Raw genomic sequence first — 25,831 nt, 5'->3', positions numbered from 1 at the left:
GCGGCCGCCGAGACCACGCCCAGGGAACTGCGGGCGTTCGCGGCGCAGACGCTGCCGGACTACATGGTCCCGGCGGTCATGCCGCTGCCCGAACTGCCGCTGACCCCCAACGGCAAGCTCGACCGCAGGGCGCTGCCCGCCCCCGACCTCGGCCTGGGATCCGGCCGGGGCCCGCGCACCCCCCAGGAGGAGATCCTCACCGGGGTCTTCGCCGAGGTCCTCGGCACCGGGCAGGTGGGGACCGACGACTCCTTCTTCGACCTCGGCGGCGACTCCCTCACCGCGACCCGCCTGATCAGCCGCGTGCGCTCGGTGCTCGGAGTCGAGCTGCCGATCCGCGCGCTGTTCGAGGCGCCCACCGTCGCGGGCCTGGCGGCCAGGCTGGAGGAGGCCGAGGGATCGGCCCGTCCCGCGCTCGCCCGCCGGGAGCGGCCCGCGAGCGTGCCGCTGTCCTACGCCCAGCAGCGGCTGTGGTTCCTCAACCGGTTCGAGGGCCCGTCGGCCACCTTCAACATGCCCCTGCCGCTGCGGTTGCGCGGCGGACTGGACGTGGAGGCGGTCCGCGCGGCGCTCGCCGACGTCGTCACCCGGCACGAACCCCTGCGGACGGTCTTCCCCGACACCTCGGGCACCCCCCGCCAGCTCGTCCTGGACGCCTCCGCCGCGATCCCGGCGCTGAACGTCGTGAAGACCACCGAGGCGGAGCTGCCCGCCGAGCTCGCCGCGATCGCGGGCCGCGGCTTCGACCTGTCGCTGGAGCCGCCGTTCCGCGTCGGCCTGCTCGAACTGGCGGAGGACGACCACGTCCTGGTGCTGGTGCTGCACCACATCGCCGGCGACGGCTGGTCCATGGCCCCGCTCGCCCGCGACGTCGTGCTGGCCTACGCCGCCCGGCGCGGGGGAGAGGCGCCGGGCTGGAGCCCGCTGCCGGTCCAGTACGCCGACTACACGCTCTGGCAGCACGAGCTGCTCGGCTCCGAGGACGACCCCGAGAGCCTCCTGTCCCGGCAGACCGGGTTCTGGAAGCAGGCGCTCGACGGGCTGCCCGACCAGCTGGAACTGCCCGCCGACCGGCCCCGCCCGGCCCAATCGTCCTACCGGGGCGCCACGCTCGGCTTCGAACTCGACGCCGAACTGCACCGGAGCCTGACGGACCTGGCCCGCGAGAGCGGCGCCAGCCTCTTCATGGTCATGCAGGCCGCCTACGCGGCGCTGCTCACCCGGCTGGGCGCGGGCACCGACATCCCCGTCGGCTCCCCCATCGCCGGACGCACCGACGAGGCCCTGGACGATCTGATCGGCATGTTCGTGAACATGCTCGTCCTGCGCACCGACACCTCCGGCGACCCGTCCTTCCGGGAACTCGTCTCCCGGGTCCGGGAGACCGACCTGGCCGCCTACGCCCACCAGGACATGCCGTTCGAACGGCTCGTGGAGGCGCTGAACCCGGCCCGGCACATGGGACGGCACCCCCTCTTCCAGGTGGCGCTGTCCTTCCAGAACAACCCCGAGGCCAGGGCCGAACTCGACGGGCTGATCGTCGAGACGCTAGACCTGGGCGTCGGCGCCGCGAAGTACGACCTGTCGCTGTACCTGGAGGAGAAGCACGCGGCCGACGGCTCCCCGGCGGGCATCGCCGCCGGGCTGGAGTACGCGCTCGACCTCTTCGACCCGTCCACCGCCTCGGAGCTGGCCGGACGGCTGCAGCGGCTGCTGGCCGCCGTCGCCGCCGACCCCGACGCCCCGATCAGCGCCGCCGACCTCCTCACCGGGGAGGAGCGCCGCACCATCCTGGAGGACTGGGCCGTCGGCGGGACCGCCCCGCGGGCGCCGAGGACGACGATCCACGCGACGGTCGAGGCCCAGGCGGCGCGAACCCCCGACGCGGTGGCCGTCACCTGCGAGGGCGCCTCCCTCACCTACCGGGAGCTGAACGAGCGCGCCAACCGGCTGGCACGGCACCTGACCGCGCACGGCGCGGGCCCTGAGCGGTTCGTGGCGCTGGCGCTGCCGCGCTCCCTCGACCTCGTCGCCGGCGTCCTGGCCGTCCTCAAGACCGGCGCCGCGTACGTCCCGGTCGACCCGGACTACCCGGCCGACCGGATCGCCTACATGCTGGAGGACTCCGAGCCGGTCCTCACCGTCGACGCCGCCCTGCTGGAGTCGGCGGACCTGGACTCCCTCGACGCCTCCAACCCGGACGTGCCGATGTCGCCGGACAACCCGGCGTACGTCATCTACACGTCCGGCTCCACGGGCCGCCCCAAGGGCGTGGTGATCCCGCACCAGAACGTCATCCGGCTGATGGCCTCGACGGACGAGTGGTTCGGCTTCGGCCCGGACGACGTGTGGACGCTCTTCCACTCCTACGCGTTCGACTTCTCCGTCTGGGAGCTGTGGGGCCCGCTGATGAACGGCGGACGCCTCGTCGTCGTGCCGTACCTGACGTCGCGGTCCCCGGAGGACTTCCTCAAGCTCCTGGCCGCGGAGAAGGTCACCGTCCTCAACCAGACGCCGTCGGCCTTCTACCAGCTCATGGCCGCCGACGCCGCGAACCCCGGCACCGCGCTGAGCCTGCGGTACGTCGTCTTCGGCGGCGAGGCGCTGGAACTCGGGCGGCTGGAGGACTGGTACTCCCGCCACGCCGACGACGCGCCCCGGCTCGTCAACATGTACGGCATCACCGAGACGACCGTGCACGTCTCCTACATCGCGCTCGACCGGGCGTACTGCCAGGAGGCGCCCGGCTCGATCATCGGCGTCGGCATCCCGGACCTGCGCGTCTACGTGCTGGACGACGCGCTCCAGCCGGTGCCCGCCGGGACCGTCGGCGAACTGTACGTCGCGGGCGCGGGCCTGGCGCGCGGCTACCTGAACCGGCCCGACCTGTCGGCTCTCCGGTTCGTCGCCGACCCGTTCGGGGAGCCCGGCTCGCGCATGTACCGCACCGGCGACCTGGGCCGCTGGCGGCGCGGCGGCGGCCTGGAGTACCTGGGCCGGGCCGACGACCAGGTCCAGCTGCGCGGCTTCCGGATCGAACTCGGCGAGATCGAGGCGGCGCTCGTCCGCCACCCGGCCGTGACGGACGCGGCGGTGATCGTCCGCGAGGACCGGCCGGGGGACAAGCGGCTCGTCGCCTACGTCGTGAACACGGCGGGGGAGCCCGTCGACTCGGCGGAGCTGCGCCGGTTCGCAGGCCAGGATCTGCCCGACCACATGGTCCCCGCCGCAGTCGTCGCGATGGACGCGCTGCCGCTGACCGCCAACGGCAAGCTCGACCGCCGGGCGCTGCCCGCGCCGGACTTCTCCGCGGCCGTCACCGGACGCGCCCCGCGCACCCCGCAGGAGGAGACCCTCGCCGCGCTGTTCGCCGAGGTCCTCGGCCTCGAGCGGGTCGGCATCGACGACGGGTTCTTCGACCTGGGCGGCGACTCGATCATCGCGATCCAGCTGGTGTCCCGGGCCCGCCAGTCCGGGCTGGTCGTCACCCCGCGCGAGGTGTTCCAGCACCAGACCGTCGCCGACCTCGCCGCGGTCGCCCGCCCCGCCGACGAGGACACCGTGGAGGCCGAACCGGAGGGCGCAGGCATCGGCCCCGTCCCGGCCACCCCGATCATGCGCTGGTTCGAGGAACTCCAGGGCCCGACCTCCGCCTACAGCCAGCGGATGCTGCTGCGCGTGCCGCCGCACCTGGACGCCGCCGCTCTCACCACCGCCTACCAGGCCGTGCTCGACCACCACGACATGCTCCGGCTGAAGACGGCCGGCGGAGTCTACGAGGTGCGGGAGAAGGGCGCCCGCGAGGCGTTCGTCGACGTCGTGAACATCCGCGGCCTGTCCGGCGAGACACTGGCCGAGGCCCTCGCCCGGACCGGAGCCGAGGCGCGCGCCGCGCTCGACCCCGCCTCCGGGGAGGTCACCCGGCTGCACTGGCTGGACGCCGGCGACGAACCGGGCCTGCTGCTGTTCACCGCCCACCACCTGGTCGTGGACGGCGTCTCCTGGCGGATCCTGCTGCCCGACCTGGTGACCGCGCTCGGCGGGATCGAGCTCCAGCCGGTCGGCACCTCGTTCCGCCGGTGGGCGCAGCGGCTGGCCGCCGAGGCGTCCGAGCCTGCCAGGGCCGCCGAACTGCCGTACTGGACCGAGCTCGCCGCCACCCCCGACCCGGTGCTGGGCTCCCGCCCGCTCGACCCCGCCCGCGACACGTTCGCCACCGCGGGAGAGCTGACCTTGACGCTGGACGAGGACGTCACCGGACCGCTGCTGTCCAGCGTCCCGGCCGCCTTCCACGGCAGGGTCAACGACGTGCTGCTGACCGGGCTCGCGCTGGCCGTCGCCGAATGGCGGGCCCGGCGCGGCCGGGACGGCGGCCCGGCGGTGCTGGTCGACCTCGAAGGCCACGGCCGCGAGGAGATCATCCCCGGTGTGGACCTGTCCCGGACGGCCGGCTGGTTCACCAGCATCCATCCCGTCCGGCTCGACCCGGGCCTGCTGACCTGGAGCGAGGTCGCCGACGGCGGCCCGGCCGTCGGCACCGCGATCAAGCTCGTCAAGGAGCAACTGCGCGAAGCGCCCGACAGCGGCATCGGCTACGGGCTGCTGCGGTACGCCGGATCCGGGGCCGCCGGGAAGCCGGCGGTCGCGGTCTCGCCTCAGCTGGCGTTCAACTACCTCGGCCGGGTCGCGGCCGGCGAGGGCGGCGAATGGTCGCCCGCCCCGGCGGAGCTGAACCACGCCCTCGGCGGCGGCCACGACTCCGGCCTGTCCCTGCCGCACGCGCTCGAGGTCAACTGCCACACCGACGACGCCCCGGACGGTGCGCGCCTCAGCGCCACCTGGACGTGGGCCGGCGGGCTGCTGGCCGAGGCCGAGGTGCGGGAGCTGGCCGGACTGTGGTTCACCGCCCTGACCGGGCTGGTCCGGCACGCGGAGCAGGACGGCGCGGGCGGCTTCACCCCGTCCGACATCGAACTGGTGTCGGTCAGCCAGGACGAGCTGGACGAGTTCGCATCGGAGCTGGAGGACTGGGACCTGTGAGCGGCAACCTCGAAGACGTCCTGCCGCTGTCGCCGCTTCAGCAGGGACTGTTCTTCCACGCCCTGTTCGACGCGGACGCGGACGTCTACTCGGCGCAGGTCGTGCTGCGCCTGGACGGGCCCCTGGACGTGCCCGCGCTCAGGAACGCCGCGCAGGCCCTCGTCGCCCGCCACGCCAACCTGCGGGCGGCGTTCCGCCAGCGCAAGCAGGGCGACTCGGTGCAGCTCGTCGCCAAGGCCGTGCGGGTGCCGTTCGAGGAGCTCGAGGCGCCCGTCGGCGAGGTCGAGGAGATCGCCGCCCGGGAGCGGGCGCACCGCTGGGACCTGGGCCGCCCCCCGCTGCTGCGGTTCACCCTGGTGCGCTCGGCCCCCGACGTCCATCACCTGGTCTTCACCAACCACCACATCCTGCTGGACGGCTGGTCCACCCCGATCCTGCAGACCGAGCTGTTCGCCCTCTACGTCACCGGCGGGGACGCCTCCGTGCTGCCGAGGGTCACCCCGTACAAGAACTACCTGGCCTGGGTCTCCCGCCAGGACCGGCCCGCCGCCGAGGCCGCCTGGAGCCGCGCGCTGGAAGGGGTGCAGGAACCCACCCTGATCCGCCCGCAGGCCGTCGAGGGAACCGCGGCCCCCGTGAAGCTCACCCTGACGCTGGACGAGAAGCTCACGACCGCGCTGAACGCCCGCGCCCGCGCCGAGGGCGTCACCCTCAACACCGTGCTCCAGCTCGCCTGGGGTCTGGTCCTCGGGACGGAGACCGGCCGGACCGACGTGGTCTTCGGCGGCGTCGTCTCCGGGCGCCCTCCGGAGCTGGCCGGGGTCGAGCAGATGGTCGGGCTGTTCATCAACACCCTGCCGATCCGGATCAGGGTCGAACCCGGCGACACCCTCGCCGGCGCGCTGCGCCGGGTGCAGGGCGAGCAGATGGACCTCCTGGCCCACCACCACCTGGGGCTCGCCGAGATCCAGGGCCTCATCCGGCTGGGCGCGCTGTTCGACACCGTCACCGTGCTGGAGAACTACCCCTTCGACCCCGAGGCCGAGGCCGTCGACCTGAACGGCGTCAAGATCGGCTCGGCGGAGATGTACGACGCCACCCACTACCCGGTCTCGCTCGCCGCGGTGCCGGGGCGGGAGCTGTCGGTGCGGCTGGACTACCGGCCCGACCTGTTCACCTCCGAGGAGGCCGAACGGCTGATCAGTCGGCTGCGCAAGGTCCTCGAGGCCATCGCGGAGCAGCCTGGACTCCAGGTGGCCCGTCTCGACCTGCTCACCGGGGACGAACGCGAGCGGGCCCTGGCCGCGCGGGGCCGCGTCACCGGCCGAGAGGCCCGATCCGTCACCGGCCTGTTCGCCGAGGTGGCGGCCGCGCGGCCGGACGCCGTCGCGATCCGCCACGGCGGGGAGTCGATCACCTACGCGGAGCTGGACGAGCGGTCGGGACGGCTCGCCGGGCGCCTGGCGGAGCTGGGCGTCGGCCCCGAGACCCCGGTCGCGATGCTGCTGGAACGCGGCCCGCAGGTGCTGGTCTCGACCCTGGCCGTCCTCAAAGCGGGCGGCTACTACGTGCCGATCCACCACAGCTACCCGGCCGACCGCCGGGCCTGGGCGCTGCGAGAGAGCGGCGCGCCCGTGCTGCTGCTCGACGAGGCGTTCGCCGACCCCGGGTTCACGCCCGAGGCGCGGACCGTCCGGGTCGACCGCCCGGTCGACGGCCCGATCGCCCCGCCCGCGCCGGTGACGCCCGACCGGCTCGCCTACGCCATCTTCACGTCCGGGTCGACCGGCCTGCCCAAGAGCGTCGGCGTCCCCCACCGCGAGGTCGTCGACTTCGTCACCGACAGCCGGGTGAAGGCCGACGGCGAGCGGATACTGGTGTTCTCCGCCCACGCCTTCGACGCCTCCACCTACGAGATGTGGGTGCCGCTGCTGAACGGCGGCACCGCCGTGATCGCCCCGCCGGGGGAACTGGACACCGAGGGCTTCGCCCTGCTCGCCGAACGGGAGCGCCTCACCGCGGCGTTCGTCACCACGAGCCTGTTCAACCTCATGGCCGCCGAGCGGCCGGAGGTCTTCGCCGGGCTCTCGAGCCTGCACACCGGCGGCGAGGCCGGCAACGTCCGCGCCATGCGCGCCGTCCTGGACGCCTGCCCGGACCTCAGGCTCTGCAACGCCTACGGGCCGACCGAGGCGACGACCTACGCCGCCCTCCAGCCGATGCGCCCGGCGCTGGACGGCCGGAACACCGCCCCGCTGGGCGGCCCGCTGGAGGACACCCGCCTGTACGTGCTGGACGAGGCGCTGCGCCCGGTGCCCGACGGCACCCCCGGCGAGCTGTACCTGGCGGGGTCGGGACTGGCCCGCGGCTACCTGCGCAGGCCCGGCCTGACCGCCGAGAGGTTCGTCGCCGACCCGTTCGGCGGGCCGGGCGAGCGCATGTACCGCACCGGCGACCTGGTGCGCCGCCGGGGCGACCTGCTGGAGTACCTGGACCGCGCCGACCACCAGGTGAAGATCCGCGGCTTCCGGATCGAGCTGGGCGAGATCGAGGCGGCGCTCGGCGCGCACCCCTACGTCGCGCAGGCGGCTGTGCTGGCCCGGCAGGACCGGCCGGGGGAGCGGCGGCTGGTCGCCTACGCGGTGCCGCACGAGGGCTGCGCGCTGGAACCGGACGACCTGCGCCGCTTCCTGGGCGAGAGCCTGCCGTCCTACATGGTCCCGGCGGCCGCCGTGGTGCTGGAGTCCTTCCCGCTCAACGGCAGCGGCAAGCTCGACCGCGCCGCGCTGCCCGCCCCCGACCTGGGCGTCGAGGGACGCGCGCCGCGCACGCCCGAGGAGGAGACCCTCTGCGGGCTGTTCGCCGAGGTGCTGGGACTGCCCGGGGTCCTCGCGGACGTGAGCTTCTTCGACCTGGGCGGCGACAGCATCGCCGCGCTGCGCCTGGCCGCGCTGGCCAAGCAGGCGGGACTCGACCTCACCCCCCGCATGGTCTTCACCCACCAGACCGTCGAGGGACTGCTGGCGGCCGGGGACGAGCCCGAACTCGGACTGGACGTGCTGCTGCCGATCCGGACCAAGGGCGAGGGCGCGCCGCTGTTCTGCGTGCACCCGGCGTCGGGACTGTCCTGGCCCTACTTCGCGCTGCTGCCGCACCTGCCGGGGCGCCCGGTCTACGGGCTGCAGTCGCGGACGCTCCGCGAGGCGGGGTACCGGGCCGCGTCGATCCGGGAGATGGCGGAGGACTACGTGGCGGAGATGCGGAAGGTCCGCCCTTCCGGTCCCTACCACCTGCTGGGATGGTCGCTCGGAGGGCTGGTCGCCTTCGAGGCGGCCCGCATCCTGGAGGAGGCGGGGGAGGAGGTGGAGCTGCTGTGCATGCTCGACTCCTTCCACTCCCAGGACCTGGAGGCCTCCGAACGCGAGGTCGTCCCCGAGCTGATGCAGGCGATCGGCATCGACGAGAGCGTCGCGGGCGACGACCCTCTCAACCCGGACCTGGACGCGATCATGGCGGAGCTCCGGGCCCGCGGCGACGCCTTCTCCACCCTGGAGGAAGAGCAGCTCCTCGCGGTCTACAGCACGTACGAGAACGGGCTGCGGATCGTGGACGGCTACGTGCCCGACGGGCCGGTCCGGGCGGACCTGCTGTTCTTCCGGGCGACCGAGGGCCTGCTGCCGGACTCGCCGGACCCCTCGATCTGGGACCCCTACGTGCGCGGCGTCGAGCGGCACGACCTGGCCGTCGAGCACCATTTCCTGATGGAACCGGAAGCGGTCCAAAAGATCGCCCAAGTGCTGTCGACTCGCTTGAAAGACTGATAATTCACCCCGGTATGGAAGGACCCCCCATGGCCACCAACCCGTTCGAGAACGACGAGACCACCTACGTGGTGCTGATCAACGACGAGGGCCAGTACTCGCTGTGGCCCACGTTCGCCGAGATCCCCGCGGGCTGGACCGTCGAGAAGGCCGCCGACACCCGCCAGGCCTGCCTGGAGTACATCAACGAGAACTGGACGGACATGCGCCCCAAGAGCCTCGTCGAGGCCATGGGCTCCTGACCTTGGGTTTCCCGGAGGACGAGAAGGCGGCGGCGGAGATGGGCGAGGCGGAGCTCGCCGTCACCGAGTGGGACATGGAGATGAGGGATCCCGACCTGCTCAGGCCGAGCCCCCTCCCGTCGGGCGAGCTGACCTTCAGCCTCGCGAGCGTGCCCTCCCCGGACTTCAGCCGGGCCATGTACGCCGCGGTCGGCGCCAGGGTCTGCTGGACGGACCGGTTCTCCTGGACGTTCGAGGACTGGGCCAAATGGGTGGACCGCCCCGAGCTCGCGACCTGGATCGCGCTGGCCGAGGGCACCGTCGCCGGCTACTTCGAGCTGGAGGCCCAGCCCGACGGCGACACCGAGGTCCACCTCGTCGGGCTGGTCCCGGCGTTCGTCGGGCGCGGCTTCGGCGGCTACCTGGTGGAGCAGTGCGTGCGCCGCGCCTGGCAGCGCGGCAGGCTGTGGGGCGACGGGCTCGGGCCGACCGAACGCGTCTGGCTGCGCACCAGCACGCTCGACCACCCCAACGCCAAGACCAACTACCTGCGGCGCGGCTTCGCCGTCGCGGCCGAGACCACGCTGGTCAAACGGGTCCCCGACCCCCGGCTGGCACCCTGGCCGCTGCCCGGCGACCCCCGCGACTCCCGGCTGGAGCCGGAGGACGGCCCCGTCGAGGCACCGGTCACCGAGAAGATCTGAGAGGACGCACCGTGAGCTGGCTTCGCTGCCCCGACCCGCGGCCCTGGGCCACGACCCGGCTGGTCTGCTTCCCGCACGCGGGCGGCTCGGCCGTCGCCTACCGGGGCTGGGGCAGGGCCGCCAGCCCCGCGCTGGAGGTGCACGCCGTCCAGTACCCCGGCCGCGCCGACCGGATCCGCGAGCCGATGATGACCGACGCCCGGCAGGCGGCCCGGCTGATCGCCGCCGCGCTCGGCCCCCTCACCGACCGGCCGCTGGCCTTCTTCGGCCACAGCATGGGCACCATCCTCGCCTACGAGACGGCCCTGCTGCTCCAGGCCAAGGGCGTCCCACCGGTGCACCTGTTCATGTCCGCCGCGCCCGCCGCCCACCTGCGCGAGGAGAGCGGCAATCCGGCCGACGAGGACGACGACAGGCTGGTCGCCGAACTGGTGAAACTGGGCGGAACCGACGCCGCGGCGCTGGCCGACCCCGAACTGCGCGAACTCGTCCTGCCCTACGTCAGGGCCGACTACCGGCTGATCCAGAAGTACGTCCACCAAGCGGGCCCGAGACTGAACGTCCCCGTCACCGGACTGGCAGGCGAGGCCGACCCGCACGGCACCGTCGACAAGGTCTCCCGCTGGGCCGAGCTCACCGACGGCCCGTTCGAACTGCGCGCCTTCCCCGGCGACCACTTCTACCTCAACGACCAGCTGCCCGAACTGCTGGCCGAGATCCACAAGGCCCTGGGCATCCCCGCGGCCTGATCCTCGCTTCGCTGCGGTCGTCTGTGTTCTTCTGGGGGGCGACCCCCAGACCCCCGAAGGGGACAGCCGATCCTCGCTTCGCTGCGGTCGTCTGTGTTCTTCTGGGGGGCGACCCCCAGACCCCCGAGGGGGAGCAGCCGATCCTCGCTTCGCTGCGGTCGTCTGTCCCGGTTTGGGCCCCCTCAAGCCCCCGATCCCGGCGTACGTTCCGGTCATGGGAGTCGAGATCAGGGTGGAGGGGCTGAAGAAGTCCTTCGGGCGTCAGGTCATCTGGGAGGACGTGTCGTTCACCATTCCGGCAGGGCAGATCTCCGCCCTGCTCGGACCGTCGGGAACGGGCAAGTCGGTCTTCCTGAAGAACCTCATCGGGCTGCTGCGGCCCGATCGGGGACACGTGTGGGTGGACGGCGTGGACGTCCCCGAACTGCACGAACGCCGCCTCCACGACCTGAGGCGGCGCTTCGGGGTGCTGTTCCAGGACGGCGCTCTGTTCGGGTCGATGAGCGTGTACGAGAACGTCGCGTTCCCGCTGCGCGAGCACACCAAGCTCAAGGAGCGCAGCATCCGCGAGATCACCATGTCCAAGATGGAGATGGTGGGACTGGTCGGCGCGGAGAACAAACTGCCCGGCGAGATCTCCGGAGGGATGCGCAAACGCGCCGGGCTGGCCCGCGCGCTGGTGCTCGACCCCGAGATCCTGCTGGTGGACGAACCCGACTCGGGGCTCGACCCGGTGCGCACCGCCTACCTCAACCAGCTCTTCACCGACATCAACGCCGAGACCGGCGCGACCATCCTCATCGTCACCCACGACATCGGCACCGCCCGGGTGCTCCCCGACAACCTGGGGCTGCTGTTCCGGCGCGGGCTCGTGGCGTTCGGGCCGCGGGAGATGATGCTCACCAGCCGCGACCCCGCCGTCACCCAGTTCTTCAACGCCCGCCGGGAGGGCCCCATCGGCATGGCCGAGGAGAAGGACGCCGCCGCCCTCAGCCTGGAGGACTCCACCTGGCGGACGAACGCCAAACCCGCGCCGATCCCGCCGCAGCTCATGCCCAGCAGCGGCCGGCCCCGCCCCTTCCAGCAGCGCCCCGGCCAGTGGCTGCAGGCGCACGGCCTGCAGGCCCCGCCCGGCTCGTTCGTCGACGACGAGGGCCGGGACTGGCTCGTCGACTGGGACCGCCTGACGGCCCGCTGACCGCCTGACGGCGCCGCGACCGGGTGAGGCCTCCGCCGAGCCCGGTCGGCGGCGTGCCCGGGTTCCGCGTCTCGAGCGGCACCGGCCCGCGATTCCGGTAGCGTACGGTTTGGGTCATGATGTTGGTACGGGTGCGCAGCGCGCTCCCTCCGCGGCGACACCGTACGGGCCGTGCCCCGCGCCGCCCCTGACGGCCCGCCCCCGCGATGGAGGATCGATCCCGTGAGTGAACCCTCGACCGGACCGCTGGAGAGCGGCGACCCCGAACGGCTGGGCTCCTACCGGCTGCTCGGCAGGCTGGGCCGGGGCGGCATGGGCATCGTCTACCTCGGCGAGGCGCCCGACGGCAGCCGGGTGGCGGTCAAGGTGATCAATCCCGACCTGGCCGACGACCCCCGCTTCCGGGAACGGTTCCGGCGCGAGGTCCACGCGGCCGGACGGGTCCAGCGTTTCTGCACCGCGGCGGTGCTCGACGCCGAACTGGAGAACCCGCCGCTGTACGTCGTCACCCAGTACGTCCCCGGGCCGACCCTTGACCAGGCGGTCCTGGCGGGAGGCCCGCTGCGCGACGCCGACCTGGAGGGCCTGGCGGTCGGCATGGCGACCGCGCTGTCGGCCATCCACGCCGCCGGGCTGGTGCACCGCGACCTCAAGCCCTCCAACGTGCTGCTGTCGCCGCTGGGCCCGCGGGTGATCGACTTCGGGATCGCCCGCACCGTGGACGGCGAGGGGCAGATCACCAGGACCGGCGCGATGATCGGCACCCCGGCGTTCCTGGCGCCCGAGCTGCTGCGCCAGGAGCCGCTCACCCCCGCCGTGGACGTGTTCTCCTGGGGCTGCGTGGTGGCCTTCGCCGCCAACGGCCGCTCGCCCTTCGAGGCGCAGACCCTCCCGGAGATCATCTATCGGATCAGCCAGGGCGACCCGGTGCTGGAGGGCCTCGAGGGCCGGCTGCGGACCATCGTCGAGCAGGCCCTCAACAAGAACCCCCGGCTGCGCCCCACCGTCCCGCAGCTCCTGGCCTACCTGATGGGCCAGCCCGCCGTGGTGCCCGAGCAGGCCGTCCAGCAGGTCGAGACCACCTGGCAGCAGCACCCGCCCGCACCCGTCGCACCCTCGTCCGCCTTCCAGCCGAACGGCGGGCCGACGCCCACGCCGCAGCCGATGCAGCAGCCGGGCCCGGCGCAGCCCCAGCAGCAGACCCCGCTGCCCTGGATGCAGCCCTCCCAGCCCTCTCAACCCTTTCAGCAGCCCCAGCCCCAGCCTTCCTACCCGCCGCAGACCCCTGTCCCGCCGCAGGGCCAGTGGGGCGGCCCGGCGCCCTCCTCCTGGCAGCCCACCGCGCCCGGCGGAGGAGGCGGAGGCGGCAAGGCCGTCCTGTACGGCGCGTTCATCGCCGTGGGCGCGCTGGCCGTCCTGATCGCCGCGCTGCTGGTGGTGCCCGCCAGCCCCCTGTACGTGCTGGGCGGCGACGAGGAGAAGAAGAAGGGCCCGAGGCGGACGCCCCCTCCGGCGGCGCTGCACACCATCATCGGCCCCGACGACTTCGGCGACCGCTCGTCCGGCTTCCCCACGAACCTGACCGCCGCCACCTACGACAACGGCAGGTGGCGCCAGGAGACCCCCGACACCTCCGGCACGTACTGGGTGTGGCGCAACACCCTCAAGGATCCCGACCACGACCTCCTCCTGTCGGCCAAGATGCAGATCACCGAGGGCAACGAGGCGGGCAGCGCCGGCTTCCTGTGCTTCGGCGACGAGGCCGAGGGCGACAAGAACAGCAACTACGAGCTGCTGGTCGACCGCCAGGGCCACGCCCGCCTGGCCAAGACCACCACCGGCACCCGCGCCGTCCTGACCCGGGGCACCGTCCCGCCCCTGGGCGAGGCCGAACACCGCATCCAAGGCGTCTGCTCGGTAGAGGGCACGACCACCCGCCTGGCCCTCTGGGTCGACGGCGAACTCGCCTTCGACCACACCGACACCGCCTCCCCCTACACCGGAGGCCGCGTCGGCTTCGTCGTCCAGCGCGACGACGGCAACTGGCCCGCCACCGTCGCCTACTTCGACGACTACCACCTCACCACCTTCGACCCCAAGGCCGTCGCCGAAACCGAGTGACCCACAGGGGCGGGAACCGTCGAGCTGGCACGGGCGACTCGACGGGCTCGTCCGGCCGTCCGGCGTCAGCGGGCGGTCGGCACCTCCTCGGCTTCGTCCCCATGGTCGCCGCTGTGTTCGGCATCCGGTATCTCGTCGCACGCGCGGTCCAAGCGCTCGGTCAGGAGCGCCCCGAGAGCCTTCTGACCGGTCTCGGCCCGCATGAGGCCGGCGGGGGTGTCAGGCGTCGGCGGCGCAGCGGAAGCCGGTGTTGCCGGTGCTGGAGTCCGGGGTGTTGGCGGTGCGGGCGGCGACTCGGTAGCGGTTGCAGTAGGAGTCGTCGCACAGGTAGGAGCCGCCTCGCATGGAGCGGCGGTCCCGGGTGTCGTCGAACCAGTCGGCGACCCATTCCCAGACGTTGCCGACGGTGTTGTAGAGGCCGTAGGCGTTGGGGCGGTAGGAGTCGGCGGCCACCGGGCCGGGGGTGCCGGTGTGGTGGTCGGGGAAGACGCCCTGGCCCTGCCAGACGTTGCAGCGGCGCTGGCCGCGCGGGGTCAGCTCGTCGCCCCACGGGTACCTCGCCTGGTCGAGGCCGCCCCGGGCGGCGAACTCCCATTCGGTCTCGGTGGGGAGGCGCTTGCCCGCCCAGGCGGCGTAGGCCGTGGCGTCGTTCCAGGAGACGTGGATGACGGGGTGCTTCTGGCGGCGCCGGACGTCGGAACCCGGGCCCTCGGGAGACTTCCAGTAGGCGCCTTCGACGGCGCGCCACCAGGGGGTGCCGTCGGGGGCGGGGGTGCTCGAGGCGGCGTCGGGGGGCAGGAGCAGGTGGAAGACGAAGGACCAGCCGAAGCGCTCGGCCTCGGTGACGTAGCCCGTCTCCTTGATGAAGCGGGCGAACTGGGCGTTGGTGACCGTAGTGGGGTCGATCAGGAAGGGATCGACCTTCACCTCGCGGACGGGACCCTCGCCGTCCAGCGGATTGGCCTTCTCGTCCTCGTTGCCCATCCGGAAGACGCCGCCCTCCAGCCTGATCATGCCTTTCAGAGGGGTGTTCTTCCGCGCCGGGGGAGCGCTCAGCGCGACCGGCTGGGGCGCGGAGGCGGGACGGGAGGCGGCGCAGCAGGGGGGGACGGAGGACTCGGCGGTCATGAAACCCAGGTTATCTTCCGCCCGGAAGCCGCCGTCCGGGTTAGCTTTGCCGGGTGGAATTCGTCTTGCCGGCCGGGCTGGCGGTGGTTCTGGTGGCGGGGGCCGTGTCCCTGCTGGTGCGGCTGCGGCGGCGTGATCTCGGCGGGCCGGTGGAACGGGCCGCGTTCGAGACGCTGCACAAGGCCTCGCTGGCCGCGCCCGCGCTGCGCGGCGGGCTGACCCGGCAGGGCGCGGAGAAGGCGGGGCGGCACCTGCGGGAGCTGCTGGGCGCGGACGGGCTGGCGATCACCTGCCGGGACGAGGTGCTCACCGGGCCCGGGGACGCGCTGGGGCTCGCCGCCGAGACCCTCGCCTCGGGGCGCGCCCGGGTGGTGGAGCTGCCGGACGGGCGCGCGGCCGTCGTGGTGCCGCTGACCACGGACGGCGAGGTGGTGGGGGCGCTGATCGCCTACGGGGAGCAGGCCTCGGCGGGGCTGGTGCGGGCCACCGAGGAGGTCGCCCGGTGGGTGGACACCCAGCTGGAGCTGGCCGAGCTCGACCGGTCCCGGACGCTGCTGGCGGAGGCCGAGGTCAGGGCGCTGCGGGCGCAGATCTCTCCGCATTTCATCTACAACGCCCTCACCACGATCGCCTCGTTCGTGCGGACGGACCCGGAGCAGGCGCGGGAGCTGCTGCTGGAGTTCGCCGACTTCACCCGCTACTCCTTCCGGCGGCACGGGGACTTCACGACGCTGGCCGAGGAGCTGCGCAACGTCGACCGTTTCCTGCTGCTGGCCCGCGCCCGGTTCGGCGAGGACCGGCTGCGGGTGACGCTGCGGATCGCGCCGGAGGTGCTGCCGGTGGCCGTCCCGTTCCTGTGCCTGCAGCCGCTGGTGGAGAACGCGGTCCGGCACGGTCTCGAGGGGCGGCCGGGGCCGGGGCGGATCATCCTGCTGGCCGAGGACGCCGGAGCCGAGTGCCGGATCAGCGTGGAGGACGACGGCGTCGGCATGGACCCCGAGGAGATGCGCCGGGTGCTGGCGGGGGAGCGGTCGGGCGAGGGCGGGATCGGCCTGGCCAACGTGGACTCCCGGCTGCGCCAGGTCTACGGCGACGACTACGGCCTGGTGGTCGAGACGGCCGCCGGGGCCGGGACGAAGGTCGGCCTCCGGGTGCCCAAATATCATCCGGGGGTTTCGGCCGGTTGACATCTAATGTGAGGGTCATCACGCTTTGTGGATGCGTGTGCTGGCAGTCGACGACGAGGCCCCCGCCCTGGACGACCTGGTGTACCTGCTGCGCTCCGATCCCAGGATCGGCGAGGTCAGCGGCGTCCGCGACGGCGCGGCGGCGCTGCGCGCCCTGGACCGGGCTCTGGCGGCGGACAGGCCCTTCGACGCGGTCTTCCTGGACGTCCGGATGCCCGGCCTGGACGGCATCGTGCTGGGCAGGCTCCTCGCCCAGTTCGCCACCCCGCCCCGCCTGGTCTACGTGACCGCGCACGAGGAGCACGCCGTCCAGGCCTTCGAGATCCAGGCGGCCGACTACCTCCTCAAACCGGTGCGGCCCGAACGGCTGGCCGAGACCGTCCGCCGCATCACCGACGACACCGCCCCGCCCCCGCCGGAGCCCGAGCCCCTGGCCGTCGAGCTCTCCGGCGTCACCCGGTTCGTCCAGCCGGGCGAGGTCCACTACATCGAGGCCCAGGGCGACTACGCACGCCTCCACACGGCCTCCGGCAGCCATCTCGTCCGCATCCCCCTCACCGCGCTGGAGGACCGCTGGCGCGACGCGGGCCTGCTGCGCATCCACCGCAGCCACCTGGTCGCCGTCCAGCACATCACCGAACTCCGCCTCGACAGCGGCCGCTGCACCGTCGTGGTCGCCGGGAACGAGCTCCCGGTGAGCCGGCGTCACACCCGCGAGCTCCGGGACCGGCTGCTGAGGCGGGACCGCCCGTGATCTCGGCGTGTCCCGGCGCGTTCGCCTGCATGCTGGCCGGGTGGACGCGATGAGTGAACGCCGGGTGGCGGTGACGAGCCCCCGGAAGGGGACGACACGCCGCAGACCGAATCCCGGGACGCGGGAGATCGACGAGCAGACGCGCCTGGGAGAGGTGTACATGAGCGCGCTGGTGCGCTCGCAGCTGCGGCTGTCGTTGTTCGTGTGCACGCTGCTGGCGCTGCTGGTCGGCGGGCTGCCGCTGCTGTTGCTGCTGGTCCCGCCGGTGCGGGAGGCGCGGCTCCTGGGACTGCCGCTGCCGTGGCTGCTGCTGGCGGGGGCGGTGTACCCGGTGTTCGCCGGGATCGGCTGGTGGTACGTGCGCCAGGCCGAACGCAACGAGAGGGACTTCGAGGACCTCGTGGAGCGCCGGTGAACCTGGCCGCCGTGGCGCTGGTGTCGGTGGCGACGCTGCTCGCGGGGTTCTACGGGCTGCGCCTGTCGCGGACGACGTCGGACTTCTACGTGGCCTCCCGGACGGTCTCGCCGCTGGCCAACGCCTCGGCGATCGGCGGCGAGTACCTGTCGGCCGCCTCGTTCCTGGGGGTCGCGGGGCTGGTGCTGGCGGGCGGCGCCGACCTCCTGTGGCTGCCGGTCGGCTGGACCGGCGGCTACCTGGTGCTGCTCGTCCTGGTCTCGGCGCCGCTGCGCAGGTCCGGCGCCTACACGCTGCCGGACTTCGCCGAGGCGAGGCTGGAGTCGATGGCGGTCCGGCGCACGGCGAGCCTGCTGGTGGTGCTCATCGGCTGGCTGTACCTGCTGCCGCAGCTGCAGACCGCCGGACGGGTGCTGGCCGGGATGATCGGCGCGCCGGGCTGGCTGGGCGGTCCGCTGGTCGCCGCGGTCGTGATCATCGGGGTGCTCGGAGGCGGCATGCGCAGCATCACCCTCGTCCAGGCGTTCCAGTACTGGCTGAAGCTGACCGCGCTGGCCGTCCCGCTGGTGTTCCTGCTGGCGGCCTGGCGGCGCGACGGGGCTCCGGCGATCGACGACCGGGAGTGGCTGCTGCCGCTGACGGGCGACCAGCAGCTCTACTCGACCTACTCGCTGATCCTGGCGACGTTCCTGGGGACGATGGGGCTGCCGCACGTCCTGGTGCGGTTCTACACCAACCCCGACGGGCGGACCGCCCGCCGGACCACGGCCGTCGTGCTGGTGCTGCTCGGCGTGTTCTACCTCCTCCCTGCCGTCTACGGCGCGCTCGGCAAGCTGTACGCCTCCGACCTGGCCGACGCCGACGGGGTGGTGCTGGAGCTGCCGCGGCGGCTCGTCGGGGGCGTGCTCGGCGACCTGCTGACCGCGCTGCTGACGGCCGGGGCGTTCGCGGCGTTCCTGTCGACCTCCTCGGGCCTGACGGTGTCGGTGGCGGGGGTGATCGGCCAGGACCTGCTGCGCGGCGGGGTGCGCTCGTTCCGCGCGGCGACGGTCCCGGCGCTGGGCGTGCCGCTGCTGCTCGCCCTCCTGCTGCCCTCGTCGCTGCCGGTCGCGACCATGGTCGGGATGGCGTTCGCGCTGTCGGCCTCGACGTTCTGCCCGCTGCTGGTGCTGGGGATCTGGTGGCGGGGCCTGACCGCGGCCGGGGCGCTGGCGGGACTGCTCACCGGCGGGGCGCTGACCGGCGCGGCGGTGGTCTGGACGGTCGCGGGCGGTCCGGGCGAGGGCTGGGGAGCCGCGCTGCTGGCCCAGCCGGGAGCCTGGACGGTGCCGCTGACCTTCCTCGTCATGGTCGTGGTCTCCCGGTGCACGGCGCGTCCCGCGGGGGTGGCGCGGACGATGGTGCGCCTGCACACGCCCGAGCGGCTGCGGCTGGACCGGGGCGACTGGCGGCCCCGCCGGGTCTGAGGCCGGAGGAGCGGGAAGCACCCGGCGAAGGCCGTTCAACGCGTTTGATTGACCGTTCATCGCACGCCGTCAGGGATGAACGCAGCCTGGAAGCGGCTCGGCGATACATGTCTCCTCTGGTCATGGGCGGGGCTTTACGTTGTGGGCGCACGCCATCCGCCGTGACCACCGTCACTTTAAGGAGGCCCCCTGGTGAGCACCCCCCGAGAGGGTCGGGAAGTGAACGCCGTCTACGAGGAGCTCCGGGCCCGACCGGAGTTCTCCGAGCTGCGGCGCCGCTTCCGCGCCTTCGTCTTTCCCGTGACCGCCGCGTTCCTGTTCTGGTACCTGCTCTACGTCGTACTTTCGGGGTGGGCCCGCGACTTCATGGGACAGCAGGTCCTGGGCTCGATCAACGTCGCGCTGATCTTCGGCCTGCTGCAGTTCGTCTCGACCTTCGCGATCGCCTACTGGTACTCCCGGTACGCCGGGGCCAAGCTCGACCCGCTGGCGGAGAGCCTGCGAGAGGAGGCCCGCAGATGAGCCACGAGGCACTGGCCATCACCCTGTTCCTGCTGTTCGTCGGGCTGACCCTGTTCCTGACGGTCCGCGCCTCCCGGCAGACCAAGGACGCCACCGACTTCTACGCCGGAGGACGCTCCTTCTCCGCAGGGCAGAACGGCCTGGCGATCGGCGGCGACTACATGTCCGCGGCGTCGTTCCTGGGCATCGCGGGGATCATCGCGCTCAGCGGCTACGACGGCTTCCTGTACTCGATCGGGTTCCTGGTCGCCTGGCTGGTGGCGCTGCTGCTGGTCGCCGAACTGATGCGCAACTCCGGCAAGTTCACCATGGCCGACGTGCTGGCCTTCCGGATGAGCCCCCGGCCCGTCCGCACCGCCGCGGGGGTCTCCACCATCACGGTGTCGATCTTCTACCTGCTGGCCCAGATGGTCGGCGCGGGCGCGCTGGTGGCGCTGCTGTTCGGCCTGACCAGCGAGTCGGCCAAGGCGCTGACCATCGTCGGCGTCGGCATCCTCATGATCGTCTACGTGGTCGTGGGCGGCATGAAGGGCACCACCTGGGTGCAGATCGTCAAGGCGGTGCTGCTCATGGGCGGCGCGACCCTGATCACGCTGCTGGTGCTCGGCAAGTACGGCTTCAACCTCTCCAGCCTGCTGAGCGAGGCCGCCGCCCAGAGCGGCAAGGGCGACGCCTTCCTGGAGCCCGGCCTGAAGTACGGCACCGAGGCGCAGGGCCTGGCCGGCAAGCTCGACCTGATCAGCCTCGGCCTCGCGCTCGTGCTGGGCACCGCGGGACTGCCGCACATCCTCATCCGCTTCTACACCGTGCCGACCGCGCGGGACGCCCGCAAGTCGGTGCTGTGGGGCATCGGGATCATCGGGGTGTTCTACCTGCTCACCCTGGTGCTGGGCTTCGGCGCCGCGGCGCTGGTGGGGTCCAAGACGATCGCGGCGTCCAACGCGGCGGGCAACACCGCGGCGCCTCTGCTGGCCGAGCGGATCGGCGAGATCGTCTTCGGCGACGTCGGCGGCACGATCCTGCTGGCGTTCATCGCGGCCGTCGCCTTCGCCACGATCCTGGCCGTCGTCGCCGGGCTCACCCTGGCGTCCTCCTCGTCCGTCGCGCACGACCTGTACGCCCACGTCATCCGCAAGGGCGAGGCCACCGAGCAGGAGGAAGTGCGCGTCGCCAAGATCTCGGCGTTCGTCATCGGCGCCGTCGCGATCGTCCTCGGCATCTTCGCGCAGAAGCTCAACGTGGCCTTCCTGGTGGCCCTGGCCTTCGCCGTCGCCGCCTCCGGAAACCTCCCGGCGATCCTCTACAGCCTGTTCTGGAAGAGGTTCAACACCGCGGGCGCGGTCGCCGCGATCTACGGCGGTCTCGGCTCGGCCGTCGTGCTGGTGATCTTCTCCCCGGTGGTCTCGGGCAAGGGCGTCGGGCCCGACGGCAAGAGCCTGTCCCTGTTCCCCGCGAGCGTCGACTTCCAGTGGTTCCCGCTGGAGAACCCCGGCCTCGTCTCGATCCCCCTCGGCTTCCTCTTCGGATACCTCGGCACGGTCCTCAGCAAGGAGTACCGCGCCGACAAGTACACCGAGATGGAGGTCCGCTCCCTGACCGGCGTCGGCGCGGAGGAGGCGACCCCCCACTGACCGCCGCCGCCCGCCGACCTCCCCGGCCCCCGCCGGGGAATCGGGGGAAGCGCGGTCCCGGCCTCTTCCACTCGCACCCCGGGCCGGGGCCGCGCTCTCTGCCGTTCCCGCCTCAGTCGCGGTCGGTCCGGGCGAGGTAGTCGCGGGTCAGGCGGTCGACGGCGGCGAGGGCCTGCTCGGGGGCGGCCTCGCCGTTGAAGGAGGCCGTGACCCGCAGATCCCGTACCCGGGTCGTCAAGGTCGTCATGCTGCCGCTCGCGGCCGGTCCAGAGGGGGAGACGGAGGAGGGGATCTCGAAGGAGAGGAGGTAGGCCTCGTCGCCGAGTCCCGGATAGGAGGTGCCGCGTTCCCCCTGGCTCCGGACGTCCCGGCGCGCACGCTGGACGGCGTCCGCCTTCTCGGTGGCCCGGTGGCGCTGGGCGGAGAGGTCGATCGAACCGCCCGCCGGATCGGTCAGGTACTGGCACCGGGTGCTCAGCCCGTCGTTGTCGTCGTTGCCGCGCGAGACCTCGCCGAGCAGGGACCGGGCGGTCTCCTCGGTCAGCACGTCGCAGGCGCGGACGAGCGGCCGGGGGTCTTCGGACCGGCTCTTGAAAAAGAGGAGGCCCGCGGCGAGGAGGACCGCCGCTCCCGCCGCCGTGAGGATCAGCCATTTTTTCATCTGGGTATTAAGTCAGCTTCCGCGGCTTTTGGAAATTTCAAGCTTCGGAACGCCCCGTCCCGGCGGGCTTTCCGCCGGCGGGTAACGAAGCGTGAGGGGAAAGGATGCCCGCTCGTAACGCGGACATCGGAAGCCGTGCACTTTTGGTGGCTACGCTGGATCCATGGGGGAAATGCGGAGTGTGGATCTCCCCGGGGACGTGCAGCTCGCTTATACGGGGTGCTGGGTGCCGTCGTTGCGCGACCAGTCCTTCTTCAAGGAGCTGGACCTCACCGGGGTGAGCGATGAGATCTTGCGTGAGGTGGGGGAGATGCCCTGGCTCACGGTCCTGAAGGCGCAGGGTGATTTCAGCGACGCGGGGGCGGAGGCTCTGCGGGGGCTGAACGGATTGACCGATCTGACGCTGGAGTCGCCTCACCTGCGAGGCGACTTCGCGCTGCCGGAGGCGGACCTGCGGGTGGTCTCGCTGACGGGTGAGGGACTGACGGACAGGTCGTTCCGGATGCTGGGGCTGCATCCGGAGCTGAAGGTCGTCCGCCTGTCGGCGGGGGAGGCCACCGGGACGGGGCTGGGCTGGCTGCCGCCGGGGCTGCGGATGCTCTACCTGCGATTGCCGAGGCTGACTCCGGAGGCGCTGGACGTCCTGGCCCAGCTTCCCTACCTGAGCACGCTCACGTTCGCGGGCACCGAGCCGACGTTCAGGCTCGCGTCCCGGCTGGCCCGCTACGCCGGGCAGCTGACGCGGGTGGACTTCCTCGGGGTGGAGCAACCGCCGCCGGACATCCTGCGCACCCTCGCGGAGGCGGGGATCAGGGTCAACGCCGCGATCGCGATCTGAGCTCGCCCGCGGGCCTCGTCTTCGGGATTCGCCCGGGATCGAATTACTTTGTAAAGGTCCTGGCCCGGGCGAATCCCGGCGGAAGGCGAGACCGCGAAGCGGCCGATGCGCCGGACGGGTAGTACCGCCGGCCGGACGGCTCCGGTCAGCCCAGGCCGGTGACGGCGAGGGCCTGGCCGGCGATCTCGCGTTCCTCGTCGGTGGGGACGACGAGGACGGTCACGGGGGAGCCGGCGGCCGAGATGACGCGGGGGGCGCGGGAGGGGGAGGTGTTGGCCTCCGGGTCGAGGACGATGCCGAGGTTCTCCAGGCCGGTGAGGATCATGGCCCGGGTGCGGGGGTCGTTCTCGCCCACGCCCGCGGTGAAGACCAGAACGTCGAGGCGGCCCAGGACGGCGTAGTAGGCGCCGACGTACTTGCGGGCGCGGCGGGTGTAGACCTCCATGGCCAGGGCGGCGGCGGGGTCGCCCGCGTCCACCAGGGGCCAGATCTCGCGGAGGTCGTTGTGGCCGCACAGGGCGAGCAGGCCGCTCTCGTGGTTGAGGGCGTGGTCGACCTCCTCGACGGACAGGCCGCGGGTCCGGGCGAGGAAGGCGGCCAGGGCCGGGTCGACGTCGCCGGAGCGGGTGCCCATGACCAGGCCCTCCAGGGGGGTGAGGCCCATGGAGGTGTCGACGCAGCGCCCGCCCTCGACGGCGCTGGCGCTGGCCCCGTTGCCCAGGTGCAGGACGATCGAGTTGACCTCCGGGTACGGGCGGTCCAGGAACTCGGCGGCCCGGCGGGAGACGTAGGCGTGCGAGGTGCCGTGGAAGCCGTAGCGCCGGACGCCGCCGGCGGTCCACTCGCGGGGGATGGCGTAGGTGTAGGCCTCGGGCGGCATCGTCTGGTGGAAGGCGGTGTCGAAGACCGCGACGTGCGGCACCGAGGGGAAGACCTCGCGGGCGGCGCGCACCCCGATGAGGTTCACCGGGTTGTGCAGCGGCGCCATCGGGCTCAGTTCCTCGATCCTCCGCTCCACCGCGTCGTCGATGACCACGGGGTCGGCGTACCGGGTGCCGCCGTGCACCACCCTGTGGCCGACGACGGCGACCCGTTCCAGATCCGGGCCCGCGGCCTCCAGTTCGGCGAGGACCTTCCGCATGCCCTCGGCGTGGTCGGAGACCCGCTCGACGATGCCGCCCGCCGCCGTCTCCAGGGACGGGACCTCCACCAGCCGGTACTTGATGGAGGAGGATCCGCAGTTGAGCACCAGGACGTACCGCATCATGCTCCCTGCGCCTGGATCGCGGTGATCGCGACGGTGTTGACGATGTCCTGCACGGTCGCCCCCCGGGACAGGTCGTTGACCGGTTTGCGCAGTCCCTGCAGGACGGGGCCGACGGCCACCGCCCCGGCGCTGCGCTGCACCGCCTTGTAGAGGTTGTTGCCGGTGTCGAGGTTGGGCACCACGAACACCGTGGCGCGTCCCGCGACCTCGCTGTCGGGCATCTTGGCCCGGGCGACGGTCTCGTCGGCCGCCGCGTCGTACTGGATGGGCCCCTCGACGAGAAGGTCGGGCCGCAGCTCGCGGACGAGCGCGGTGGCCCGCCGCACCTTCTCCACCTCGGCTCCGCTGCCGGACGTCCCGGTGGAGTACGACAACATCGCCACCCGGGGCTCGACCCCGAACGCCGCGGCGGTCACCGCCGACTGGACGGCGATGTCGGCGAGCTGCTCGGCCGTCGGGTCGGGGTTGATCGCGCAGTCGCCGTAGACGAGGACCCGGTCCTCCAGGCACATGAAGAACACGCTGGAGACGATGGCGGTGCCCGGCGCGGTGCGGATGATCTCGAACGGGGGCCGGATGGTGTGCGCGGTGGTGTGGGCCGCGCCCGAGACCATCCCGTCGGCCAGGCCCAGCTGCACCATCAGCGTGCCGAAGTACGACACGTCCGTCACGGTGTCGCGCGCGAGCTCCAGGGAGACGCCCTTGTGCGACCGGATCCGCGCGTACTCCAGCGCGAACCGGTCGCGCAGCTCCCGGTCGTAGGGGCTGATCACCCGCGCCGCCTCGAGGTCGAGGCCCAGCTCGGCGGCCCGCGTCCGGATCTCGTCCTGCTCGCCGAGCAGGACGAGATCGGCGACCCCGCGCCGCAGCAGGGTGTCGGAGGCGCGCAGGATCCGCTCCTCGCCGCCTTCGGGCAGGACGATGACGCGCCTGTCGCCGCGCGCCCGCTCCAGCAGGTCGTACTCGAACATCAGCGGGGTGACGGCGGAGGAGCGCGTGACGTGCAGGCGCTCGAGCAGCCGCTCGCCGTCGACGTTCTCGGAGAACAACCGCAGAGCAAGGTCGATCTTGCCGGTGCTGGTGGGGCTGAACCGGCCCTCGGCCCGGCCCAGCCGGGTGGCGCACTCGAAGGTGTCCAGGTCCGTGGCGATCACCGGGAGTTTCGGCGCCATGCCGTCGACCAGCCTGAGCACCGGTTCGGGCAGGTCGAGCCCGCCGGTCATGACGATCCCCGAGAGGGCGGGGAAAGTGGCCGCGGAGTGCGCGGCCAGCAGCCCCGGCAGCAGCGCCGCCGCCCGGTCGGAGGGGATGATCACCGTCTGGCCCTCGGACAGCCGTTCCAGGATGTGGGGGAGGGACATGGCGCCGACCGCCAGTCCCGACACCTCCCGGCCGAGCTGCTGGGAGTCGCCCCGGAAGAGCGTGCCGGAGCAGGCGGCCATGAGGTCCCCGACGGTCGGCGCGTACAGCCGGGGCTCCTCGGGGATCACGAACGTGCGTTCGATGCCGACGGCGGCCCGCACCGCCTCGGCCTCGCCGGGGTCGACGCGGGTGATCGCCACGCCCAGCAGCGCCGCGTGCTCGGCGGCCAGTTCCTTGGCGGCGACCGCCACGCCCGCCGCGACCTCCTCGGGCCGCCGCCCGTGCCCGGCGGCCAGCAGCAGCACCGGGGTGCCCAGGTGGGAGGCGAGCACCGCGTTGAACTCGAACTCCGTCGGCGCGCCCACGTCGGTGAAGTCGGTGCCGACGACGATCACCGCGTCGCAGACGGCGGCCAGCGCCCGGTAGGCGGCGACGATGTCGGCGGTCGCCCTGGCGGGGTCGCGGTGCACCTCGCCGTAGGTGACCCCGGTGGCGCCGCGCGCGTTGAACCTGCTCACCACGGTCTCGATGATCGAGTCGACCCGCCCGTCCTCGACCACCGGACGGTACACGCCCAGTCTGCGGACCTTGCCGGAGAGCAGTTCGGCGAGCCCGAGGGTGACGGTCGCCTTGCGGGTCGCGGCTCCGGTGGCGGCTATGTAGACGGCGCTGGTCATGGGACTCCTGTCCGGAGGGGTCTTCGAAAAACGATCGTAGTTCCGCCGGGCCCGCCCGAACGAACGAGG

Annotated in this window: 18 protein-coding genes; 14 read left to right on the top strand and 4 right to left on the bottom strand. The window is 72.6% G+C overall.

Annotated elements, in window-relative coordinates:
* The 7 genes from ABD327_RS15845 to ABD327_RS15815 form a co-directional block, all read left to right on the top strand.
* Nucleotides 1-5,040 (top strand): amino acid adenylation domain-containing protein (locus ABD327_RS15845; RefSeq protein WP_344451134.1); only part of this gene is annotated, 5,040 nt, incomplete at its 5' end.
* On the top strand, nt 5,037-8,861 hold the full coding sequence (locus ABD327_RS15840; protein WP_344451133.1) for an amino acid adenylation domain-containing protein: 3,825 nt from the start codon (nt 5,037-5,039) through the stop codon (nt 8,859-8,861). The genes ABD327_RS15845 and ABD327_RS15840, both read left to right, overlap by 4 nt.
* Nucleotides 8,862-8,890: 29 nt before the next feature.
* Nucleotides 8,891-9,103 (top strand): MbtH family protein, encoded by a 213-nt coding sequence (locus ABD327_RS15835; RefSeq protein ID WP_344451131.1) that lies wholly within the window; start codon nt 8,891-8,893, stop codon nt 9,101-9,103.
* A gap of 2 nt (nt 9,104-9,105) precedes the next feature.
* Nucleotides 9,106-9,786, top strand: a complete 681-nt coding sequence (locus ABD327_RS15830; RefSeq protein ID WP_344451130.1) for a GNAT family N-acetyltransferase — start codon at nt 9,106-9,108, stop codon at nt 9,784-9,786.
* An 11-nt stretch (nt 9,787-9,797) separates the two neighbouring features.
* Nucleotides 9,798-10,535: a thioesterase II family protein gene (locus ABD327_RS15825; protein ID WP_344451129.1), complete on the top strand. Its 738-nt coding sequence runs from the start codon at nt 9,798-9,800 to the stop codon at nt 10,533-10,535.
* 214 nt (nt 10,536-10,749) lie between these two features.
* Nucleotides 10,750-11,733, top strand: coding sequence for an ABC transporter ATP-binding protein (locus ABD327_RS15820; protein ID WP_344451128.1), 984 nt, complete (start codon nt 10,750-10,752; stop codon nt 11,731-11,733).
* Between the two features lie 222 nt (nt 11,734-11,955).
* Entirely contained in the window at nt 11,956-13,854 is a 1,899-nt protein-coding gene (locus ABD327_RS15815) for a serine/threonine-protein kinase (protein WP_344451127.1), read from the top strand.
* A 219-nt stretch (nt 13,855-14,073) separates the two neighbouring features.
* On the opposite strand, the gene ABD327_RS15810 is transcribed toward ABD327_RS15815, so the two are convergent.
* Complete coding sequence (locus tag ABD327_RS15810; RefSeq protein WP_344451126.1) at nt 14,074-14,982, bottom strand: formylglycine-generating enzyme family protein; 909 nt, start codon at nt 14,980-14,982, stop codon at nt 14,074-14,076.
* 53 nt (nt 14,983-15,035) lie between these two features.
* Here ABD327_RS15810 and ABD327_RS15805 point away from each other — a divergent pair, with 53 nt between their 5' ends.
* From ABD327_RS15805 to ABD327_RS15780, 6 genes are all read left to right on the top strand, one after another.
* Nucleotides 15,036-16,169 (top strand): sensor histidine kinase, encoded by a 1,134-nt coding sequence (locus ABD327_RS15805; RefSeq protein ID WP_344451124.1) that lies wholly within the window; start codon nt 15,036-15,038, stop codon nt 16,167-16,169.
* A 31-nt stretch (nt 16,170-16,200) separates the two neighbouring features.
* A complete protein-coding gene (locus ABD327_RS15800) occupies nt 16,201-16,923 on the top strand; it encodes a LytR/AlgR family response regulator transcription factor (RefSeq protein WP_344451123.1) in 723 nt (240 codons plus the stop codon).
* A 49-nt stretch (nt 16,924-16,972) separates the two neighbouring features.
* Nucleotides 16,973-17,338, top strand: a complete 366-nt coding sequence (locus ABD327_RS15795; protein ID WP_344451585.1) for a hypothetical protein — start codon at nt 16,973-16,975, stop codon at nt 17,336-17,338.
* Nucleotides 17,335-18,804, top strand: a complete 1,470-nt coding sequence (locus ABD327_RS15790; RefSeq protein WP_344451122.1) for a sodium/solute symporter — start codon at nt 17,335-17,337, stop codon at nt 18,802-18,804. The genes ABD327_RS15795 and ABD327_RS15790 overlap by 4 nt, the downstream gene beginning before the upstream one ends.
* A gap of 192 nt (nt 18,805-18,996) precedes the next feature.
* Complete coding sequence (locus tag ABD327_RS15785) at nt 18,997-19,326, top strand: DUF485 domain-containing protein (RefSeq protein ID WP_344451121.1); 330 nt, start codon at nt 18,997-18,999, stop codon at nt 19,324-19,326.
* Nucleotides 19,323-20,957 (top strand): solute symporter family protein, encoded by a 1,635-nt coding sequence (locus ABD327_RS15780; RefSeq protein WP_344451120.1) that lies wholly within the window; start codon nt 19,323-19,325, stop codon nt 20,955-20,957. The genes ABD327_RS15785 and ABD327_RS15780 overlap by 4 nt, the downstream gene beginning before the upstream one ends.
* 112 nt (nt 20,958-21,069) lie before the next feature.
* Here the strand turns inward: ABD327_RS15780 and ABD327_RS15775 are convergent, their stop codons facing one another.
* Entirely contained in the window at nt 21,070-21,618 is a 549-nt protein-coding gene (locus ABD327_RS15775; RefSeq protein WP_344451119.1) for a hypothetical protein, read from the bottom strand.
* Nucleotides 21,619-21,781: 163 nt separating this feature from the next.
* On the opposite strand from ABD327_RS15775, the gene ABD327_RS15770 reads away from it, so the two are divergent.
* Nucleotides 21,782-22,456 carry a hypothetical protein gene (locus ABD327_RS15770; protein WP_344451118.1) on the top strand — a complete coding sequence of 225 codons (675 nt, stop codon included), beginning with the start codon at nt 21,782-21,784 and terminating at the stop codon, nt 22,454-22,456.
* A 145-nt stretch (nt 22,457-22,601) separates the two neighbouring features.
* On the opposite strand, the gene ABD327_RS15765 is transcribed toward ABD327_RS15770, so the two are convergent.
* The gene (locus ABD327_RS15765; protein ID WP_344451116.1) at nt 22,602-23,723 is read right to left on the bottom strand and encodes an acetate/propionate family kinase; all 1,122 of its coding nucleotides are present in this window, start codon (nt 23,721-23,723) and stop codon (nt 22,602-22,604) included.
* Nucleotides 23,720-25,762 (bottom strand): phosphate acetyltransferase, encoded by a 2,043-nt coding sequence (gene pta, locus ABD327_RS15760; protein WP_344451115.1) that lies wholly within the window; start codon nt 25,760-25,762, stop codon nt 23,720-23,722. The genes ABD327_RS15765 and pta overlap by 4 nt, the downstream gene beginning before the upstream one ends.
* Nucleotides 25,763-25,831: the final 69 nt, after the last annotated feature.

The sequence above is a fragment of the Actinocorallia aurantiaca genome, assembly GCF_039533685.1.
Taxonomy (GTDB): domain Bacteria; phylum Actinomycetota; class Actinomycetes; order Streptosporangiales; family Streptosporangiaceae; genus Actinocorallia; species Actinocorallia aurantiaca.
Note: the sequence above shows the minus strand (reverse complement) of the source record. Positions and strands in the feature narration are given on the sequence as shown.

Bases quoted from the DNA above. Each gene is read 5' to 3' on its own strand.
- ABD327_RS15835 (WP_344451131.1), top strand. From the start codon at position 8,891: ATGGCCACCAACCCGTTCGAGAACGACGAGACCACCTACGTGGTGCTG.
- ABD327_RS15820 (WP_344451128.1), top strand. From the start codon at position 10,750: ATGGGAGTCGAGATCAGGGTGGAGGGGCTGAAGAAGTCCTTCGGGCGT.
- ABD327_RS15810 (WP_344451126.1), bottom strand. From the start codon at position 14,982: ATGACCGCCGAGTCCTCCGTCCCCCCCTGCTGCGCCGCCTCCCGTCCC.
- ABD327_RS15800 (WP_344451123.1), top strand. From the start codon at position 16,201: ATGCGTGTGCTGGCAGTCGACGACGAGGCCCCCGCCCTGGACGACCTG.
- ABD327_RS15795 (WP_344451585.1), top strand. From the start codon at position 16,973: ATGAGTGAACGCCGGGTGGCGGTGACGAGCCCCCGGAAGGGGACGACA.
- ABD327_RS15780 (WP_344451120.1), top strand. From the start codon at position 19,323: ATGAGCCACGAGGCACTGGCCATCACCCTGTTCCTGCTGTTCGTCGGG.
- ABD327_RS15775 (WP_344451119.1), bottom strand. From the start codon at position 21,618: ATGAAAAAATGGCTGATCCTCACGGCGGCGGGAGCGGCGGTCCTCCTC.
- ABD327_RS15770 (WP_344451118.1), top strand. From the start codon at position 21,782: ATGGGGGAAATGCGGAGTGTGGATCTCCCCGGGGACGTGCAGCTCGCT.
- ABD327_RS15765 (WP_344451116.1), bottom strand. From the start codon at position 23,723: ATGATGCGGTACGTCCTGGTGCTCAACTGCGGATCCTCCTCCATCAAG.
- pta (WP_344451115.1), bottom strand. From the start codon at position 25,762: ATGACCAGCGCCGTCTACATAGCCGCCACCGGAGCCGCGACCCGCAAG.